18 protein-coding genes are annotated in these 18564 nt (G+C 61.7%); 14 read left to right on the top strand and 4 right to left on the bottom strand.

The window, feature by feature from the left end; translation table 11 throughout:
- The first annotated feature begins 506 nt into the window (after positions 1 to 506).
- Complete coding sequence (locus ACS5Q1_RS21500; RefSeq protein ID WP_473100090.1) at positions 507 to 1226, top strand: tetratricopeptide repeat protein; 720 nt, start codon at positions 507 to 509, stop codon at positions 1224 to 1226.
- A gap of 159 nt (positions 1227 to 1385) precedes the next feature.
- Here ACS5Q1_RS21500 and ACS5Q1_RS21495 read toward each other — a convergent pair whose 3' ends face one another.
- The 4 genes from ACS5Q1_RS21495 to ACS5Q1_RS21480 all read right to left on the bottom strand — a co-directional run bounded on the left by ACS5Q1_RS21495 (position 1386) and on the right by ACS5Q1_RS21480 (position 8287).
- On the bottom strand, positions 1386 to 4256 hold the full coding sequence (locus tag ACS5Q1_RS21495; protein ID WP_473100089.1) for an ATP-dependent Clp protease ATP-binding subunit: 2871 nt from the start codon (positions 4254 to 4256) through the stop codon (positions 1386 to 1388).
- A gap of 287 nt (positions 4257 to 4543) precedes the next feature.
- Positions 4544 to 5914 carry an NAD(P)/FAD-dependent oxidoreductase gene (locus ACS5Q1_RS21490; RefSeq protein WP_473100088.1) on the bottom strand — a complete coding sequence of 457 codons (1371 nt, stop codon included), beginning with the start codon at positions 5912 to 5914 and terminating at the stop codon, positions 4544 to 4546.
- Positions 5915 to 6305: 391 nt separating this feature from the next.
- A complete protein-coding gene (locus ACS5Q1_RS21485) occupies positions 6306 to 7508 on the bottom strand; it encodes a pyridoxal phosphate-dependent aminotransferase (RefSeq protein WP_473100087.1) in 1203 nt (400 codons plus the stop codon).
- A 113-nt stretch (positions 7509 to 7621) separates the two neighbouring features.
- Positions 7622 to 8287 carry an RraA family protein gene (locus ACS5Q1_RS21480; RefSeq protein WP_473100086.1) on the bottom strand — a complete coding sequence of 222 codons (666 nt, stop codon included), beginning with the start codon at positions 8285 to 8287 and terminating at the stop codon, positions 7622 to 7624.
- Positions 8288 to 8436: 149 nt separating this feature from the next.
- Here ACS5Q1_RS21480 and nac point away from each other — a divergent pair, with 149 nt between their 5' ends.
- The 13 genes from nac to ACS5Q1_RS21415 all read left to right on the top strand — a co-directional run.
- Positions 8437 to 9378 (top strand): nitrogen assimilation transcriptional regulator NAC, encoded by a 942-nt coding sequence (gene nac, locus ACS5Q1_RS21475; RefSeq protein ID WP_473100085.1) that lies wholly within the window; start codon positions 8437 to 8439, stop codon positions 9376 to 9378.
- Positions 9379 to 9480: 102 nt separating this feature from the next.
- Positions 9481 to 9933, top strand: coding sequence for an acetyl-CoA carboxylase biotin carboxyl carrier protein (locus ACS5Q1_RS21470; protein WP_473100084.1), 453 nt, complete (start codon positions 9481 to 9483; stop codon positions 9931 to 9933).
- A gap of 6 nt (positions 9934 to 9939) precedes the next feature.
- Entirely contained in the window at positions 9940 to 11292 is a 1353-nt protein-coding gene (gene accC, locus ACS5Q1_RS21465; protein ID WP_473100083.1) for an acetyl-CoA carboxylase biotin carboxylase subunit, read from the top strand.
- Positions 11289 to 11948, top strand: coding sequence for a 5-oxoprolinase subunit PxpB (gene pxpB / locus ACS5Q1_RS21460; RefSeq protein WP_473100082.1), 660 nt, complete (start codon positions 11289 to 11291; stop codon positions 11946 to 11948). The genes accC and pxpB overlap by 4 nt, the downstream gene beginning before the upstream one ends.
- On the top strand, positions 11945 to 12937 hold the full coding sequence (locus tag ACS5Q1_RS21455) for a 5-oxoprolinase subunit C family protein (protein ID WP_473100081.1): 993 nt from the start codon (positions 11945 to 11947) through the stop codon (positions 12935 to 12937). The genes pxpB and ACS5Q1_RS21455 overlap by 4 nt, the downstream gene beginning before the upstream one ends.
- Positions 12934 to 13347 (top strand): acetyl-CoA carboxylase biotin carboxyl carrier protein, encoded by a 414-nt coding sequence (locus ACS5Q1_RS21450; RefSeq protein WP_473100080.1) that lies wholly within the window; start codon positions 12934 to 12936, stop codon positions 13345 to 13347. The genes ACS5Q1_RS21455 and ACS5Q1_RS21450 overlap by 4 nt, the downstream gene beginning before the upstream one ends.
- A 12-nt stretch (positions 13348 to 13359) precedes the next feature.
- On the top strand, positions 13360 to 14124 hold the full coding sequence (locus ACS5Q1_RS21445) for a LamB/YcsF family protein (RefSeq protein ID WP_473100079.1): 765 nt from the start codon (positions 13360 to 13362) through the stop codon (positions 14122 to 14124).
- 108 nt (positions 14125 to 14232) lie between these two features.
- Positions 14233 to 15003, top strand: a complete 771-nt coding sequence (locus tag ACS5Q1_RS21440; RefSeq protein ID WP_473100078.1) for an SDR family oxidoreductase — start codon at positions 14233 to 14235, stop codon at positions 15001 to 15003.
- 6 nt (positions 15004 to 15009) lie between these two features.
- Entirely contained in the window at positions 15010 to 15711 is a 702-nt protein-coding gene (locus ACS5Q1_RS21435) for an amino acid ABC transporter permease (RefSeq protein WP_473100077.1), read from the top strand.
- A 3-nt stretch (positions 15712 to 15714) separates the two neighbouring features.
- Positions 15715 to 16470 (top strand): amino acid ABC transporter permease, encoded by a 756-nt coding sequence (locus ACS5Q1_RS21430; protein WP_473100076.1) that lies wholly within the window; start codon positions 15715 to 15717, stop codon positions 16468 to 16470.
- Positions 16471 to 16502: 32 nt separating this feature from the next.
- On the top strand, positions 16503 to 17234 hold the full coding sequence (locus ACS5Q1_RS21425) for an amino acid ABC transporter ATP-binding protein (protein ID WP_473100075.1): 732 nt from the start codon (positions 16503 to 16505) through the stop codon (positions 17232 to 17234).
- A 35-nt stretch (positions 17235 to 17269) separates the two neighbouring features.
- Positions 17270 to 18112, top strand: a complete 843-nt coding sequence (locus ACS5Q1_RS21420) for an ABC transporter substrate-binding protein (RefSeq protein WP_473100074.1) — start codon at positions 17270 to 17272, stop codon at positions 18110 to 18112.
- A gap of 310 nt (positions 18113 to 18422) precedes the next feature.
- Positions 18423 to 18564: SDR family NAD(P)-dependent oxidoreductase (locus ACS5Q1_RS21415; RefSeq protein ID WP_473100117.1), on the top strand; the 142-nt coding region annotated here is incomplete at its 3' end.

Below are 18564 nucleotides of genomic sequence, written 5' to 3'. Positions count from 1 at the left end.
TGCGGCTTTCGGTGGAGGAGGCTGGGGTATAACAGCGGGATTCACCATTCTTTCAGCGCAGGAGGCTGTGATCCAACTCAAAGTAAGGGCGGTAAACATCCCAAACTTACGCATGCCCTCGCGTCCTCCCCTGATCAGCTTATCAGATTAGCGAAGAAAAACCATTCAGAGGAGGTCCCGCGTCAATTCGCGCTCTGAATGAACAAGATTATCTGAAAGTAGTTGCAGAATGCCCGTTGCATGAACTGGCATTTGAGTTTCGTCCGCGAGCCCCGTCTTGGATTATGCGGTGATACACGAACTCGAATGTCTCGAACATCTTCCTTCCTGTCACACGAATTCAGCTATGGGATAGGATCATTGAGAATGTGGTTCCTTCGATTATTAGGCATGTTCACGCATCCGGTGATCGAGACACTATCGGCATTGGCATCGAGCTTGCCGCTAGACCTGACTGCATCTGTAATCCACGCAATATTTTCCCATGGAGCAGGTGGGCGATAAGCTTGCGGGCGGCGAGAGAAAGGTGCCCGCCTGCTGCCCTCGCCGCGATAGAGGCGGTTTTCCTGCTGGAGCGGGCAATCACGCTCGATCCCGACTACGCGGAGGCGCACCGCTGGCTGGCGCTGAATCTGTGGCTGGGCTGGGAGTTCTGGGATGAACCGATGGAGTCCTGCGCACGATCCCTGGCCGAAGCGCAACAGGCGGTAGCCCTCGATCCAAACGATGCTGGGAACCGGTGGGTGCTGGGCATCTTCTTGGGCCACGGGCGCCGCTGGGCCGAGGCGGACGTGGAATTCGACGCTGCCCTTGAACTGGACCCGAACCATGCCGACGCCTGGGCGATGCGCGCAGATCTGGCGACACTTGGCGGCCAGCCCGCCGAGGGCATCGAACTGGTCCGCAAGGCTCTCCGGCTCAACCCGCATCCGCCCGGCTGGTACTACTGGCAATTGGGACAGGCAGAGTACGCAATCCACGACTACGAGGCGGCGGTCCACACGCTGCACCGGCCTGAAACCTATCGCACGACCTCACGTCGCCTGCTTGCCGCGAGCCTGGCGCAGCTTGGCCGTCTGGATGAGGCGCGCTGTGAGGCAGATCTGTTCATGATGAGCAACCCGAAATTCACGATCCGGCACTGGGCTGACACCCAGCCCTTCCGGGACGATGACCTGCGGCGGCATTTTCTGGAAGGATGCCGCCTGGCTGGGCTTCGGGAGTGATGTGGGTGCCGATGTAAGCGCCGCGTCCAGCCCATTGTAGGACACACTAACCCATGTCTCGCCCTTGTCCCGGCTGACCGCATGACCGAGAGGAACGCCGGTAGCAGAGTCCGCTTGTCTCGTGAACCGTCGCCGCTTTGGATCAGATGGCTTTGCTTCCTACTCGGCGGCCGTGCGTCCTTCATCGGTGGCTTTGCGCTGAGCAGTCCGGTCGACTTCGACGGTGTCAGGGGCCTCCTTCTTGGCTTCTCCGCGATCCTGCTCGGCGGCTTGCGCTCCGGGCTGCGGTTCCAGCACCACCTTCCGCTGCTCGCTGTCCCAGCGCGCGATGACCCGGTCGCCTTCATGAACCTCATTTGCAAGCATCGCGCGGGCGAGTTGGGTTTCAAGCTCCGAACGGATCAGGCGTCGCAATTCGCGGGCGCCGAATTCCGGACGGAATCCCGCTGCCGCGAGATGGTCGAGAAGAGTAGCGTCGACGACGAGATCGACTCCCTGGCCATGGGCCGTGCGCTTGACCCGTTCGAGCTGGAGCTCGACGATGGAACGGATCTCGCTGCGCGACAGGGCGTGGAAGACGATGATCTCGTCGATGCGGTTGATGAATTCCGGTCGGAAGTGACCGCGTAAGACTTCCATCAATTCGCGCTTGAGCTTTGCCTGATCATCCTCGGCCGTTCCGCGCAGGTTGAGATGGCGCTGAATGATGTCAGAACCGAGATTGCTCGTTGCAATGATGATGGTGTTGGTGAAGTCGACCACGCGGCCCTTGCCGTCGGTCAGGCGGCCGTCATCGAACACCTGGAGCAGGATGTTGTAGACATCCGGATGCGCCTTCTCGATCTCGTCGAGGAGCACGACGGAATAGGGCCGCCGCCGCACGCGCTCGGTGAGCTGCCCGCCTTCCTCGTAGCCGACATAGCCGGGCGGCGCGCCGATGAGGCGGGAAACCGCATGGCGCTCCATATATTCCGACATGTCGAGACGGATCATTGCGTCCTCGTCGCCGAAGACCGTCTCGGCTAGAGCCTTGGCGAGCTCGGTCTTGCCGACGCCGGTCGGGCCGAGGAACAGGAAGGTCGCGATGGGACGGCGGCCTTCGCGCAGTCCAGCCCGCGCCAGCCGGACGGCATCGCTGACCGCCCGGATGGCCTCCTCCTGGCCGATGACGCGCTTGTGCAGGCGCTCTTCCATCTTCACGAGGCGCTGGCGCTCCTCGGTCGTGAGCTCGTTGACTGGCACGCCGGTGAGCTTCGACACCACCTGCGCGATTTGCTCGGTGCGCACCTCGGTCGAGGCCGAGCTGCGCTCCCGCCGCCACCGCTCCATGGCCTCCTGCAGGTCCTTGTTGCGGGCATCGTGCCGCGCCTGGATTTCGGATGCGCGGTCGAAAAGCTTGCGGGACGAGGCGTAATCCTGCTCCCGCTTGAGCTGGCGAACCTCCGCCTCCATTTCCTGCACGTCGATGGGCCGGGCGGTCGCCGAGATTTTGACGCGCGCGGCGGCCTGGTCGATCAGGTCGATGGCCTTATCCGGCAGGAAGCGCCCCGTGATGTAGCGGTCGGAGAGTTCCGCCGCCGCGATGATGGCCTCGTCCGTGATGGTGACCTTGTGGTGCGCTTCCAGCGTGTCCCGCAGGCCGCGCAGGATCATGATCGTCTGCGCGACCGTCGGCTCGGGCACGAAGACCGGCTGAAAGCGGCGCTCCAGGGCGGCATCCTTCTCGATGTGCTTCTGGTATTCGTTGAGCGTCGTCGCACCGATCAGGTTGAGTTCGCCACGGGCGAGCGCAGGCTTGAACACATTGGCGATATCGAGCCCGCCTTCGCCGCCGCCTTGGCCGGCGCCGACGATGGTGTGGATCTCATCGATGAACAGGACGAGCTCGTCTTCGCGCTCGGTGACCTCCTTGAGGATCTGCTGGACGCGCTCCTCGAACTCGCCGCGATATTTGGAGCCGGCCACCATGGAGTTGATCGACAACTCGACGAGGCGTTTGTCTCGCAGGCTCTCGGGAACTTCGCCCGCGATTATGCGTTGGGCAAGACCTTCGACGATGGCCGTCTTGCCGACGCCCGGCTCGCCGATGAGGACCGGGTTGTTCTTCTTACGCCGTGCGAGGACTTCGATGGTGGTTTCGATTTCCTGTGCGCGGCCAATCACGGGGTCGAGCTTGCCCTCGCGGGCGAGCTTGGTGAGGTCGCGGGAATACTTGTCGAGATTGGGCGTATTGGTGGGTGTATCGACCCGTCCTTCCTCGGCGCCGTGCCCGACGACCTTGGCCACCTGCTGGCGGATGGCCTGGGGCGTGAGGCCATAGCGGGCCAAGACATCGGGCCCGATGCCTTCGCCCTCTTCGGCCAGACCGATGAGCAGGTGCTCCGGCCCGACATAGGAATGGCCGAACTCGCTCGACACAGAGAAGGCGCGGGAGAGGGCGCTCTTCACGCGGGGAGAAACGCCGATCTCGCCGCCTTCTTCCGGATTGAAATCGCCACGCGGGCTCTCCGCAACGATCTGGTTGCGCAGATCGTCAAGAGAGACCTTGAACTGTTCGAGAATGGTGCGGACGACGTCGCTTTCGGTGAGTGCCAGGAGCAGATGCTCGGTATCAACCTCGCGGCGCCCGAAATCGCCGGCCCGCCGGGCGGCCGATTGCAGGATCTCCTCCGCATGTTCGCTCAGGCGCTCGGCGACGCCCGCCGCTGCGCCGCGTCCGCGGGCCCGTCCGCGGCCTGATCTGACAGGTGTCGAGGGGCCTTCGTCTCGGGCCTCGGAAGCGTCCTCTGGCCGGCTGCGGCTTCCTGCCGATGGGCTGCCGCCGAAGAAGTCATCGGAGAAGAAGTCGTCGAACAGGCTGCCTCGTCTACCGAAGAGGGATTCCAGCGGCGAGCTCGACCGTTGCTGGCGAGCCAGACGCCGGTAATCGACGTCGCAGAGTTCCATGATTTGCCGCTGGCCGTTGCTGACAACCTGTGCTCGAACGGTTGCGGGCCGGATTCCACAAATGTCACACAATCCATCCGCCATGGCCTTGACTCCATGCTGGCTGTTTCGTGCGGTGGTAGACGTCGTTCCATCGTTGACGCTTCACCTTGGCGCACGACTTCGGCGTGATCATCCATCGTTAGCAGTTGTTCCGGTCGATACGCGGACCGAATGATCCCTCAGGGAGAGTACGCACTCGCTCGACAATTCGCCCTGGAGCCGTCGCCAGGTTCGGGCTGAAAAATGCTTACAGAGAAGCAGGCTTGGCGATCATTATAGGGGCCGTCACGACAGGGACAATGAGCGGCCCAGGCGGACCGAAGCGGTCCTCATCGGCGATCCGCCCTGCCAGCTCTCGGTCGATCATCGCCGGGTTGACGCCTTTCGACGACATCGGCTGGCGGGCTCGTCTTCTCCGTCTGCTCTTTCTGTGCCGTCTTACGGGCCTGCGCGCTGTCGATGATGAGGCGGGCGCCGCGCTGATAGGTCAGGTAGTTCCAGAACCAGTTCAAAGCGACCGCGGCCCGGTTGCGCAGGCCGATCAAGAAATAGACATGGGCGATGCCCCAGAACCACCAACCGACAAGCCCCTTCAGGTGAAAGCGGTCGAGCTTCACCACGGCAGCCTTGCGCCCGATCGTGGCGAGGTCTCCCTGGTGGCGATAATGGAACGGTCCCGGAACGGGCCTGTTCGCGACTTTTGCGGCAATGACATCGGCCACATAGCGCCCCATCTGCTTCGCCGCTGGAGCGATGCCGGGTACCGGCTTTCCGGCTGTGCCATCGACCACCGCTGCGGTATCGCCGATCACGAAGATCTCAGGCCTGCCCGGCACAGTCAGATCCGGCGCGACCTTCACCCGTCCGGCGCGGTCTGCCTCCACTCCCAGCCATTCGGCAGCCGGGGAGGCCACCACGCCTGCGGCCCAGATGATCGTGCCGGTCTCGATGCGCTCGCCATCGAGATCGACCCCGCCCTCATTGCAGTTCGTGACCGAGGCCTGAGTGCGGACTTCGACGCCCATCTTCTCCAGAGCTTTGCGCGCATAGGCCGACAGGTCTTCGGGAAAGGCCGGCAGCAGGCGTGGTCCCGCCTCGATCAGGATCACACGGGCGGCATGCGGATCGATCCGGCGGAACTCGGCCGGAAGGGCGTGGTGAGCGACTTCCGCGATGGCCCCGGCCATCTCGACGCCTGTCGGCCCGCCGCCCACGACCACGAAGGTGAGCAGACGGCGCTGCTCGTCATAGTCGTCGGTCAACTCGGCATGCTCGAAAGCCAGCAGAACCTTGCGGCGGATCTCGGTCGCATCCTCCATCTGCTTCAATCCCGGAGCGACGGAGGCCCATTCCGGATGCCCGAAATAGGAATGCGTCGCGCCTGTCGCGAGAACAAGGTAGTCGTAAGCGACCGTCAAAGATCCTGCATGGACGACACGCGCATCGGCATCGATCCCGGTCACATTCGCCAGGAGCACGGTCGCGTTTTTCTGCCGCTTGAGGATGCCGCGGATCGGCCAGGCAATATCGGCAGGCGACAGAGCCGCCGTGGCGACCTGGTAGAGCAGCGGCTGGAAATAATGGTAATTGTGCCGGTCGATTATCGTCACATCGACCGGGGAGTTGGTCAGGGCCCGGGCAACCGTCAGCCCCCCAAACCCCGCTCCGACGATTGTGACCCTTGCTCTGCCAGCGATCATGATGTCCCCGCTGCTGCTGCGCCGGATAGGATGATTTTGGGAACCTCCCACGCAGCTCAATCAGCAATTATCACGAATGTTCCGAATTCCAGGCATTGTGTTGACAAGCGAAAGACGAGTTTGCCGCAGAACCAAGGGCCTTGGTGTGGGTAAGCCACCCGGATCTCACCATCTGCACATGAGCGTTCACGGACCTCGATCGAGGTATGGCGGTGAGGTCGAAGCCATCGAGCCGCTGCTTTTGGAGCAAAGTGGCACATCCTGCGATACCAAGTCAGCATATGGTTATCGTCGATCGGCATCGTGTTACGAACGGTAGCCCAGACGAACCAGGGACATACGCCCTGGCGCAACAAAGCCCATTCGAGCTCGTCCTGAATAAGCCCTATGCTTAGTGTAATCCTTCGCAGAAGCGCGAGATGCGTCGGCACCCCTCCTTCAACGTTTCCGTATCGGTGGCATAAGAAATCCTGAAGTAGGGGCTCATCCCATATGCGCTACCCTGCACCGTGGCGACATGCTGCTCCTCCAAAAGTGCGGAGACAAAGTCGGTATCGGACTCGATGCGCCGCCCCCATTCCGTCGTCTTGCCAATACATCCAGCAATGTTTGGGAATACGTAGAATGCTCCTTCGGGCTTGTGACAGGTGATGCCTGGAATCTCGTTGAGGAGCCTAACGACCAAGTCACGTCTTTCGCGGTAGACGTCCGCACGTTCCTTCAGAAGATCCTGAGGACCGTCTAGGACCGCAACCGCCGCGGCTTGACTCAAGGTGCAGATTCCACCCGTCGCTTGCCCATGAACATTGTTCATTGCCGCGATCAAGTCCTTTGGGCCGCCGCAGTAACCGACGCGCCAGCCGGTCATGGCGTAGGCCTTCGAGGCGCCGTTCACGGTCAGCACGCGATCCCAAAGCTTGGGTTCGACCTCGGCGATCGTGCAGAACTCGAAGCCATCATAGGTGAGATGTTCGTAGATATCGTCGGTCAGGATCCAAAGGTGAGGGTGCTTTAACATGACGTCGGCAATCGCGCGCATCTCGGAGCGCGTGCAGGCCGCACCAGTCGGATTGTTGGGGAAGTTCAGAATCAGCCACTTGGTGCTTGGCGTAATCGCGGCATCCAGATCCTCGGCGCGAAGCTTGAAATGATTGTTCTCAGGGCAGGGGACGGAAACGGGCGTCGCTTCGGCCAGGAGCGCGATATCGGCATACGTGATCCAACCGGGAGCGGGGATGACGACTTCGTCGCCAGGGTTGCAGGTCGCGAGAAGTGCGTTGAAGATGATCTGCTTACCCCCGTTGGCGATTAGGATCTCATCGAGCGCGTAGTCCAAATTGTTCTCGCGCTTGAACTTGCGCTGAACCGCGGCCCTCAAAGCCGCGGTGCCCGGCTGAGCGGGATACTTGGTGTCTCCGGCCAGTGCGGCTTGGTGGGCAGCCTCAATCGCATGCTGCGGCGTCGGGAAGTCAGGCTCACCCGATGACAGGCTGACGATCTGAACGCCCTGAGAACGAAGCTCACGTGCTTTGTCCGTCATGGCTGCGGATGCGGAAACCTTCACGTTGTCGAGACGGCTTGCGAGTTGAGGCATCGTCGTGGTCCTTGTTTATCCTGCCTTTAGGCAAAGGCGGCTGTTGCCGCCACGCGGGCGCTCTCGTCAGTATCTCGGATCGGGCTTCGTCCTTCCCGATCCGAGAAGAGGCGTCACACGTTGATGCTGCGTGCTTCCAGCGCGTCGACAAACGAGCGGTCCCATCTGCCGTCTCTGATCGCCTGCATGGTCTCTTCTTCCTTCTGCTTCTGAAGGAGAGCCTTCTCGATAACGGTCGGCGCTTCCTCGCGAGAGAGCACGACAAGTCCGTCCTGATCGCCGACGACGATGTCGCCGGGGCGTACCGCCATCCCGCCCACAGATACAGGGACATTGATCGCCCCGGGACCGTCCTTGTACGGGCCTCGGTGATTGACGCCTCTGGCGTAGACGGGGAAAGGACGCTCGCGGATCTCGGCGACGTCGCGGATGGCACCATCGAGGATCATCCCGGCGACACCCACGCTTGCGGCATAGAATGTCATGATTCCACCGACGAGCGCATTGGCGATATCGCCATCGGCGTCGACCACCAGCACATCGCCGGGCCTGCAGATATCGAATGCCCGGAGAATGGCTAAGTTGTCTCCGGCGCGCGTGCGCACCGTCACCGCTGTGCCGGCCAGCGGGGCAGGGTGATGATAGGGCTGAAGCCCGGTACTGCCCCGGTTGCGCTGCAGCTGATCGCTGAGAAGGGCGACCGGAATTTGTTTCAGGGTTGCAATGAGCTCTGGATCGGCCGATGGAGCCGACGGGTGTTTCCTGATGCTATTTGTCATTGTTCAGCTCACGGATCTCTGATCGATCCCTGACAGCTAGCGGGACGCTCGGAGACTAGCCAAGACAAGTTCGGTCTGCCAACATAGGAAAATCTTATGGCTCGCGTGTAGGAGGAGCCCAGCTCATGTCCGGTAGCGGTGATCGGATAATGAACCTCAAACGCCTCCAGTACTTCGTGAAGATTGTCGACATCGGCAATCTGACACAGGCGGCAGATGTCCTGCACGTGGCTCAGCCGGCGCTGAGCCAGCAATTGGCAACCTTGGAATCTGAAGTCCGTCAGCAGCTCCTCGTTCGCACGCCGCGGGGCGTGACGCCGACGGAAGCCGGCAAGGTTCTGTATCGCCACGCTCAGCTCATTCTCCGGCAATGCGATCAGGCGCGCGTTGACATGAGGGCGGCCGGAGGGGGCATTTCCGGCGCCGTTTCCGTGGGCCTCGCGCCTGGCACCGCCGCTGCTGGCCTTGCTATGCCTCTGCTGATTGCCACAAGGAGCCGTCATCCCGGCGTCGTGCTCTATCTCAACGAGACCTATGGAACCACGCTTTCGGAACTCGTCATGAACGGCAGAATGGATCTGGCCGTGCTGTACGGCGGGGGACAATCGGTGCATGGGCTCACGTTCCAACCGCTCCTGCGCGAAGGCCTTTATCTAGTGGGCCCCAGCAGCATTCCGGCCCCGTCGGACTCCGTGCCCCTCGAACGGATCGGCGAAATGGATCTCTTCCTGCCTCGGCCTTACAATGTGGTCCGCAAGGTCGTCGACGCCGCGTGCGCAGGCATTGGACTGGTTCCTCGCGTCGTCGCCGAGATCGAGTCGGCGAGCACGCTGGCGTCTGTCATCGCTGCAGGAATGGGCGTGACGATCCTGCCCGGCTCGATGGCGAGGCAGGTCGTGGAGACCACATCGGCGTGGCATGCGCGGATCATCGATCCGGCCATCGAGGTGCCCCTGGCTCTGTGCCAATCGGACCACCTTCCACTTTCGGAGCCAGCTGCCGCGATCAGGCAGATTTTGCTGGAGCTCGTTCGGGAACTGCCCGGCAACATGCTGTTGGCTCAAGATGAGAGTGTCCTGAAGAGAGCATAAGCTGCCCTTATGGGCACAGAGACAATCTGTCTTGGCCTCCCTTTTGGGCGACTGCTAGCGTCAAGGACATAGGCCCGTCACGGTGACGGACCGGTGATCCCCATGACGCTTGACGAGATCAAAGCTGCAATCGATGCGATGAACGCATCCGACCTTGTTGAAGTGGAGATCAGCAAGGATGGCTGGACCCTGCGGCTGATGCGGGACACAGGGTCCGCCGTGCCCTCTACCAGCGGGGCCGGGCCAAGACCATCTGCGGCGCCGATGCGCCCGGAGGCCTCTCGTCGCGAGCCAGCGTCGTCCGTCAAATCCGCGTCGTCGAAGAACGATGTCAGCGCTCCCTTGTCCGGAATTGTCTATCTCGGCCCTTCGCCGGAGGCGCCTCCCTTCGTGGCCGTCGGTCAGACAGTCACGGCCGGAACCACGCTCTGCACCGTTGAAGCCATGAAGATGTTCAATCCCGTGGCGGCCGAACGGGATGGCGTGGTCGAGGCGGTATTCGTCACGACCGGCGACGAGGTCGCAGCTGGCCAGCCCCTCTTGCGGATCGTCTGAGCGCCCATGTTCGACACTGTCCTCATAGCCAATCGCGGCGAAATTGCTCTTCGGATCCAGCGGGCCTGCCGAACGCTTGGTCTGCGGACGGTCGCTGTCTATTCGCAAGCCGATCAAGATGCCCCGCACGTCAGGCACGCGGACACCGCCGTGTGCATCGGGCCGGCTCCTGCAGGAAAGAGCTATCTTGATGGTGCCGCGATTCTGCTCGCCGCGGAGGCGACGGGCGCACAGGCAATTCATCCCGGATATGGATTCCTGTCCGAGAATGCCGCCTTTGCCGAGAGCGTCGCCCGCTCGGGCTTGACGTTCATCGGCCCAAGCCCAGAATGCATTCGCACCATGGGCGACAAGGTGGCAGCCAAGCGTGCCATGCGCGAGGCAAACGTGCCGTGCGTGCCCGGCTCAGAAGGAGCCCTGCCCGACGATCCCGAAGCCCTGCAGGCTATTGTCGGTGAGATCGGGTTCCCGCTCATTCTCAAAGCCGCAGGCGGCGGCGGCGGACGCGGCATGCGCGTCGTCAGAGAACGTTCGGAGCTTGCTGGTGCTTTTGCACTCGTCCGCGAGGAAGCACGCCGCGCCTTCGGCAATCCGGAGATCTATGCCGAAAAGTTCCTCGAACATCCGCGCCACGTGGAGATCCAGGTGTTGGCGGATGGCAATGGCACAGCGCTCTGGCTCGGCAGCCGCGATTGCTCGCTCCAGCGCCGCCATCAGAAGGTCTTGGAGGAGGCCCCGGCTCCGGGTCTGCCTGTCGATCTCATCGCGAGGATTGGCGAGCGCTGCGTCGAGGCCTGTCGTCGGATCGGCTATCAGGGCGTCGGCACCTTCGAGTTCCTGGTTGAGCAAGGGGAATTCTTCTTCATCGAGATGAATACGCGGGTGCAGGTCGAGCACCCCGTCACCGAGGCGACGACCGGAATCGACATCGTGGCCGAAGGCATTCGGGTTGCGCGGGGCGAAGGCCTCACCCTGACCCAAGCCGATATAGGCTGCCATGGTCACGCCTTCGAATGCCGGATCAATGCAGAAGACCCCGACAGCTTCGCACCCTCCCCGGGGCAGGTCACGCGGTTCGATGTCCCGGGCGGCCCTGGCGTCAGGGTCGATAGTCACATCGCCGCAGGAGCGACCGTTCCGCCTTACTACGACTCGATGATCGCCAAGCTCATTGTGCACGGGCAGACCCGGCACGAGGCGCTGGCGCGGTTGAGGGTGGCACTGTCCGAGATGAAGGTCGGCGGTGTTGCCACGAATCTTGCCTTGCACAAGAGGATCGTGGACGAGCCCGGCTTCATCGAGGGCGGGTTCGATATCCACTACCTTGAGCAAATGCTGAAAGCCGGGGCCCCCGCATGATCGTCAAGGAGCCTCAGATCAGCTTGCTGGGCACCAGAGCGCTTCTCTTCGAAGCGCCCGGTGAGACCAGCCTGACGACGCAACGGCGGATTTGGTCGCTTGCCCGTGAGGTGGGGACCTGGCCGGAGGTGAGCGAAGCCGTGCCGGGCGTCAACAATCTCCTCGTCAGCTTTTTGGCGCCGCCGCGGACGCTTGCGCCGATCGAGATGCGTCTGCAATCCGCCTGGGACACGGCGACACCGATGATCCTGCAGGGCCGCACGATCGAATTGCCGGTCGTCTATGGCGGGGAAGGGGGGCCGCACATGGCGGATGTCGTCGCCCATACCGGCCTGTGCCCAGAGGAGATCGCGGAGATCCATGCCAGCCCGCTTTACCCGGTCTATGCGATTGGAAGCCATCCGGGCTATTGCTATCTCGGCGGCATGGACGCACGCATCGCAACACCGCGCAGAAAAGTGCCGGTGCTGAAGCTTCCGGGCGGCGCAGTATCGATCGGAGGGTCGCAGACCGGCGTGTCGGCTTCGGCGGGGCCCAGCGGCTGGAACACGATCGGCACGACATCGACATCGTTCTTCGATGCGACACGTGATCCACCTGTCCTGCTGCAGCCGGGTGACAGCATTCGCTTCCGCATCGTCGAGGTGGTCCGATGATGGAGATTCTCTCAAAGAGCGCTCTCACGACCATACAAGATCGTGGACGCTTCGGCGCTTTGAAATGGGGCGTCGGCACAGCCGGTGCGATGGACGGCCTTGCGCTTGCCTGCGGCAATCTTCTGCTCGGCAACGGTGAGGACGCCGCTGCGATCGAGATCCAGGTCTTTCCATTCGAGGCTCGGTTTGACCGTGAAGCAGAGATCGCGCTGACGGGAGCAACATGCGAGGCAACGATTGATGGGAAGGCCATTCTTCCCTGGTCGAGCATCCGGGTGGCACCCGGCGCGGTGCTGCGCCTTGGGCTGACGCGCTCTGCGCGATGGCGAGGATCGCGCGCTTACATCTGCGTGGCAGGCGGGATCGACGTTCCAGTCGTTCTGGGATCCCGCTCCACGCAGTTGCGGGGCGGCATCGGCGGTCTTGAGGGTCGCGCGCTGCAGCAGGGAGACAAACTGCCTTTCGGCGAGCCCAACGACGCACGCCGTGCGTCGGATGGAACCAGCATTGTGCCGCCGACATTTGCTTTGCCCCTGATGTTGGATGGCCTGCCGGCGGTCCGGGTTCTGCCGGCCGCTGAATACCACTGCTTCAAGCCCGAGTCCCAGAGCGATCTGTGGCTGAAGCCGTGGAAGGTGACGCCTCAGAGCGATCGCTACGGATATCGCCTGTCCGGCCCTGTTCTTCAGCCCATTGCTCCCATGGAGCTGCGCTCGCATGGCATCGTTCCCGGAGTCATTCAGGTGCCGCACGGCGGCCAGCCGATCGTGCAGATGTGCGACGCCCAGCCTTCCGGCGGATATCCGAAGATCGGAACCGTCATCGAGGCGGATCTCTGGCGGCTCGGGCAGGCACCGATCGGCAGTTCCATCCGCTTCATCGAGACAGACTGGGATGGGGCGCTGCACGCCCTCGACGAAATCTCGCAATGGCTGTCCGATGTGGCGCGGTGTCTTGATCTTGCGGGAGCCCGGAGCGTGAGCTCATGAAGATCTCAGACATCCCACAAATTGCAGCCTGGATTTCCGAAGCGGGGATCGCGACATACGAGCTCATAGGGCCGGATTATCGCATCTGCCTGAGGCGCAGTGTTAAGGCTCGAAGCAAGCGCGTTGTGTCGGCGGGCTCCGTACGGGGTGTGGCCGTTCCGGCAAAAGGCCAATCTGATGTCGTCGGATCGCCGGGTGTGGGGCTTTTCCTGCACGCTCACCCTGTCCAAGAGACCGCGCTGGTGGAGCCGAACGAGCCAGTCGCCATCGGTCAGCCGCTGGGGCTTCTGCAGGTCGGACCCATTCTCTTACCCGTCCTCTCTCCGCGCGATGGGATTGTGGCCTCGATCATTGCGCCGGACTGCTCGCTCGTCGGCTATGGCGATCCGCTCGTCGCATTGAAGCCTTAGGGGAGCCAACCGATGCAAATCGATCTCAATGCAGACCTTGCCGAGGGTTACGGCCAGTGGCGTATCGGTGACGACGATGCCCTGCTGGATGTACTGTCGTCTGCGAACCTCGCTTGCGGCTTTCACGCGGGCGATCCCCTCATCATGGAGAAAACCGTCAAGGCAGCCCTGCAACGCGGTGTCGATGTCGGTGCGCATGTCGGCTTTCCCGACAAGCAGGGGTTCGGACGGCGGCCGATGCAGATCGACTCGGACGAATTGGCTGCGATGGTCATCTATCAGCTCGGAGCACTTGAGGGCATCGCGCGGGCGGTGGGGCACAGGATGACCCACATGAGCTTTCATGGTGCTCTCGGGAATATGGCTGCCGCGGATTCCGCTGTTGCCGCACCCCTCGTTGCCGCAGTCGCGCGCTTCAACCCTGAGCTGATCATCGTCTCCTCGACGAGCCGGGCCATCGAGGACGCAGCGGTATCGTGCAGCCTTCGCGTCGCGACAACCTTCCTCGCGGACCGTGCCTACGATAGATCGGGTCTTCTCGTTCCCCGCCGGCTACCGAACTCCGTCATTCACAATGAGGCCAAGGTTCTGGAACGGGTGCGACAGATTCTCTGGCAGGGGACCGTTACAACGTACGAAGGCGAGGATCTGCCGATGCGTCCTCACAGCATTCTGCTGCATGGGGACACCCCGGGCGCCTTGTCGCTGGCTCGCAAGATCCGCACGGAAATCGAGCAGGCCGGTGGGAAGGTCGTGCCCGTATCCCAGATGGCGTAGTCCGGCTCCGGCGCCGCAAGATAAGAACAGCTTATCGCCACAAACACAAACGGTCTTGGCGTCTGCCGGCTAACTTCTCTTAAGTTATATCAACCAGCGAGGACACTCATGCCCTTCTCTGATTACAAGACAGCTCTTGTGACCGGCGCTTCTTCGGGGATTGGCGCCGCCGTGGTCGAGCGGTTCCGCCGCGAAGGCTTGGAGGTCCATGCGATCGCCCGTAGTCGAGAGCCGCTGGAGCGCCTTGCCGAAAGGACCGGATGCATCGCTCATATCATCGACGTGACCGATCGCGAAAAGCTCGCCCGCCTCGCAGAGACAGTCCAGTTCGACATCCTGGTCAACAACGCAGGCGTCGACCGTCCCAAGAAGTTCCTCGAGGCGGATCCCGAGGACATCGACCTGCTCGTCGATGTGAACACACGGGCCGTGCTCCATCTCTGCCGCCTCATCATTCCCGGCATGGTGGCGCGAGATCGCGGTCACGTCATCAACATCTCGTCGATCGCTGGTGTCTATAATTTCGGCGGGAACTCGACCTACCATGCGACTAAAGCTGCGATCAGCATGCTTTCTCGCCAGCTGCGCATTGATGCCTTCGGACACCGGGTTCGTGTCACAGAGATCTGTCCCGGGCGCGTCGCAACCGATATCTTTGCGCATGTTCATGGCGACACGCCCGAGATCCGGGAGCGCTTCATCGAAGGCTTTGAGCTGCCGGAGGCGGCCGACATTGCCGAGGCCATCGCCTTCGCCGTTGCCGCGCCCGTATCCATGAATGTGGGTCACATGGAGATCACTCCGACCCTTCAAGTTCTCGGCGGTCTCCAAACCGCTCGTCCGGCCGCCAGAGATGGCCAGCCGTCCAAGGCGGGTTAAGCTGCAATGACCGGGTTCGATCTTATCACGATTTTAACGAACCCGAACTTCGGGCTCATGCTCCTCCAGGGGATGGAGATGACCTTTGTGATTGCAGCCGGGTCGTGGCTCCTCGCCATGAGCCTCGCAATCCTGCTTCTGATCATTCGGCTGACCCCGAGTCGCATCGCTGACCGCGCCGTTGCAGCCTACGTCTCCTACCACCGCAATGTTCCGACACTGGTGCAGCTCATGCTGTGGTATTTCGGAATATCGAGCCTCCTGCCCGAAGCACTGCAGTACTGGCTCTCCGACCACGGTGCGGAAGCCATCTTCGCCATCGTTGCACTTGGGCTGTGTCAGGCGGCCTATTTCAGCGAGGATCTGCGCTCCGGCATCCGTTCCGTGCCGGCCGGCCAATCCGAGGCTGCCCGCGCCCTCGGACACAGCTTCGTCGGCACGATGCGCTATGTGCTCATGCCGCAAGCGTTTCGTAACGCTTTGCCGGCTCTCGTCAACCACAGCGTCTCCCTGTTCAAGAACAGCAGCCTTGCGATGGCGATTGGGGTTGCCGAGCTCACGCACGCCGTCAAGGAAATCGAGAGCCAGAGCTTCAGAACCTTCGAAGCCTACCTGATTGCAACCATCGCGTACCTGATCTGCTCTCTGCTGATCATGTCGGTCGGAACTGCACTCGGCCGGCAGGCAGTCCTGAAGGGAGGGCGCTGACCGATGCTCTGGGACATCCTCTCCATCATTCAGGATAACTGGCTTCTTCTACTGATCGGCCAATACCCCAATGGGCCGCTTGGAGGTTTCGCTGCGACCCTGATCCTTTCCGTGCTCAGCATCGTTCTCGCATTCCCGCTCAGCGTGCTGCTTGCACTTGCCAGGCTGTCGCAATCGCCATTCCTGCTCTGGCCGTCTACCGCACTTGTCTATATCGCGCGGGGCGTTCCGCTTCTGATGCTGATCCTGTGGGTCTACTTCATGGTCCCACTGCTTGTCGGCGCGAATATACCCGGGTTCGTGACGATGCTCGTGACGCTGGTCCTTTATGAGGCGGCGTTTCTGAGCGAGGTCGTGCGAGCAGGGATTGTCGCGCTTGGGCGCGGTCAGATGGATGCGGCACGTGCCCTCGGCCATAGCTATCTTGGGGCGATGTGGTATGTCATCCTGCCACAGGCACTCTACAACATGCTGCCCAGCATCCTCAGCCAGTTCGTCTCGACGATCAAGGAAACGACTCTGGGATACGTGATCAACGTTCCGGAACTCACCTTTGCGGCCAATCAGATCAACAATCGCCTCCTCACGAAGCCATTCGAGGTCTTCTTCATCCTGGCGATCGTATACTACCTCGTCTGCTGGACACTGTCCTACGCCGCGACCGTTCTGGAGCGACGCATCGCGCGCAAGCGAGCTGGGACGAGTGCCGGTCCGGTACCCGTCACAATGCAACCTCAAACACTTACGGCTGAGCCATGAGCACTGTGCGTCCGTCTGCGGGAGGCCCACCAATGATCCGCTTTTCGAACGTCCGCAAGAATTACGGGACTTTTCAGGCGCTTGACGACATCAACGCTGAGGTGGCGCGGAGCGAGGTCGTGGTGGTCTGCGGGCCCTCAGGCTCAGGAAAGTCGACGTTGATCAGAACGGTTAATCGGCTCGAAGAAATCCAGTCCGGCTCGATCGTCTTCGACGGTCAGGACGTGCATGCCAAAATGCGCAGCAAGGAACTCAACCATCTTCGAAGCCGCATCGGATTTGTGTTTCAGAGCTTCAATCTGTTTCCGCACCTCTCGGCGCTCGATAACGTCACTCTGTCGCCCGTCACGGTGAACGGCGTCAAGCGGGAGGTTGCCCGCGAGAAGGCGATGCAGCTTCTTGACCGCGTGGGCCTTGCCGCAAAGGCCGGCTCCTATCCGGGCCAGCTATCCGGCGGCCAACAGCAGCGCGTCGCGATTGCTCGGGCGCTCGCCATGGAGCCGCCGGCGATGCTGTTCGATGAGCCCACCAGCGCCCTCGATCCCGAGATGGTGGGCGAGGTGCTCGCCGTGATGAAGGCTCTGGCCGCGGATGGCATGACAATGATGTGCGTCACTCACGAGATGGGATTCGCACGTGAAGTTGCGGATCGCGTCTGGTTCATGGACGGAGGCCGCATTATTGAGGAGGCCGATCCCGAGAGCTTTTTCTCGCGGCCTCAGCACCCTCGGGCGCAGCGCTTCCTATCGGATCTGCGCCACTGATCGACCAGCCAAAAATAAAACCAGAGGAGAAGGACATGTCACTGAAATTGCTTAAACTCAGCCTCGCTGTCACTGCGCTCGGCATCGCGGCGATTGCCCCCGCGAGCGCCGATCAACTTGCTGATATCATGGCTCGCAAAGAGCTTCGCTGCGGTGTCTACGCCGACGTGCCGCCGTTCTCGGCGCCGGATCCGAAGACGCGCGAGCTGGTAGGCTTCGATGTCGATCTGTGCAAGGGGATCGCCAAGCGATGGGGCGTCGAGGCAAAGCTTACGCCGCTGTCCGTCGAGGCACGCGTGCCGGAGGTGAAGCTCGGTCGCGTTGATCTGACGATTGCGAACCTCGCTTACACCCTAAGCCGCGCTGAACAGATCCAGTATAGTGATCCTTACTATATGGCCAAGGAAATGCTGGCCGTGAAGGCGAGCGATCCGGCAACGTCGAAGGCCGACTTCAAGGGTAAGCGACTTGCTTCAACGAAGGGATCAACCTCCGAGCTCGCCATCAAGATGAACGGATCCGAGCCACTGACATTCCAGGACACGGGCTCAGCGTTCATGGCGGTTCAACAGAACAAGGCGCTCGGCATGGTCGCAAATACCATGACGATCACGAAGCTCGTCAACGAGTCGAAGACGCGCGGCGTTGAGCTGAAGATGATCCAGGAACCTATGGTCTTGCAGCCAACGGGCATCGGCATGAAGAAGGACGAGCCTGCCCTGCTGGCAAAGGTCAACGAAACCCTCAGGGCAATGGATGAGGCCGGTGAAATCAATGCGGCCTGGGACAAATGGCTCGGGCCAAACACTGAGTTCAAGATGACGCGGACCGACAAGGTCACACCCCTGACCGAGCTGAAGTTCGAGCCAATTCCCTAAAATCTGGTACGTTCGTTCGCTCTTGGCGAACCTTCCCGCCGGCTTGCGTCAAGCGAGCCGGCGTTTGCTTTTGCGATGCCGCTTCGCCCTTGAGTCCCCATCCGCCCCTTGGGCGAAGGCGCAGACTCCGCCTCCGGCTCATGCGATCACAGCGCCATAAGGAAAAGCTATGGCTACAGATTGGAGTTGTCTTTGTCGAACCGATTTTCTGAGCCTAACTTTGCAAGCCATCCGGTTATGAGGAAATGGCCGGGATAAACGACAAACTACATCTGACATTCCATCGCGCTCGATGATTGAGAAGGTTTTCATGGTGTCTTCGTTGTTTTCTCTTTCCGGTCGGCGTGCGGTTGTGACGGGCTCGTCGCAGGGCATCGGCTTTGCGCTGGCCAAGGGCCTGGCGGAGCATGGGGCGGCGGTGGTTCTCAACGGCCGCGACCCGGGCAAGATCG

The organism is Microvirga sp. GN3 (assembly GCF_055792825.1).
The sequence above is the reverse complement of the archived record's forward strand: the minus strand, read 5'-3'. Positions and strand labels throughout refer to the sequence as shown.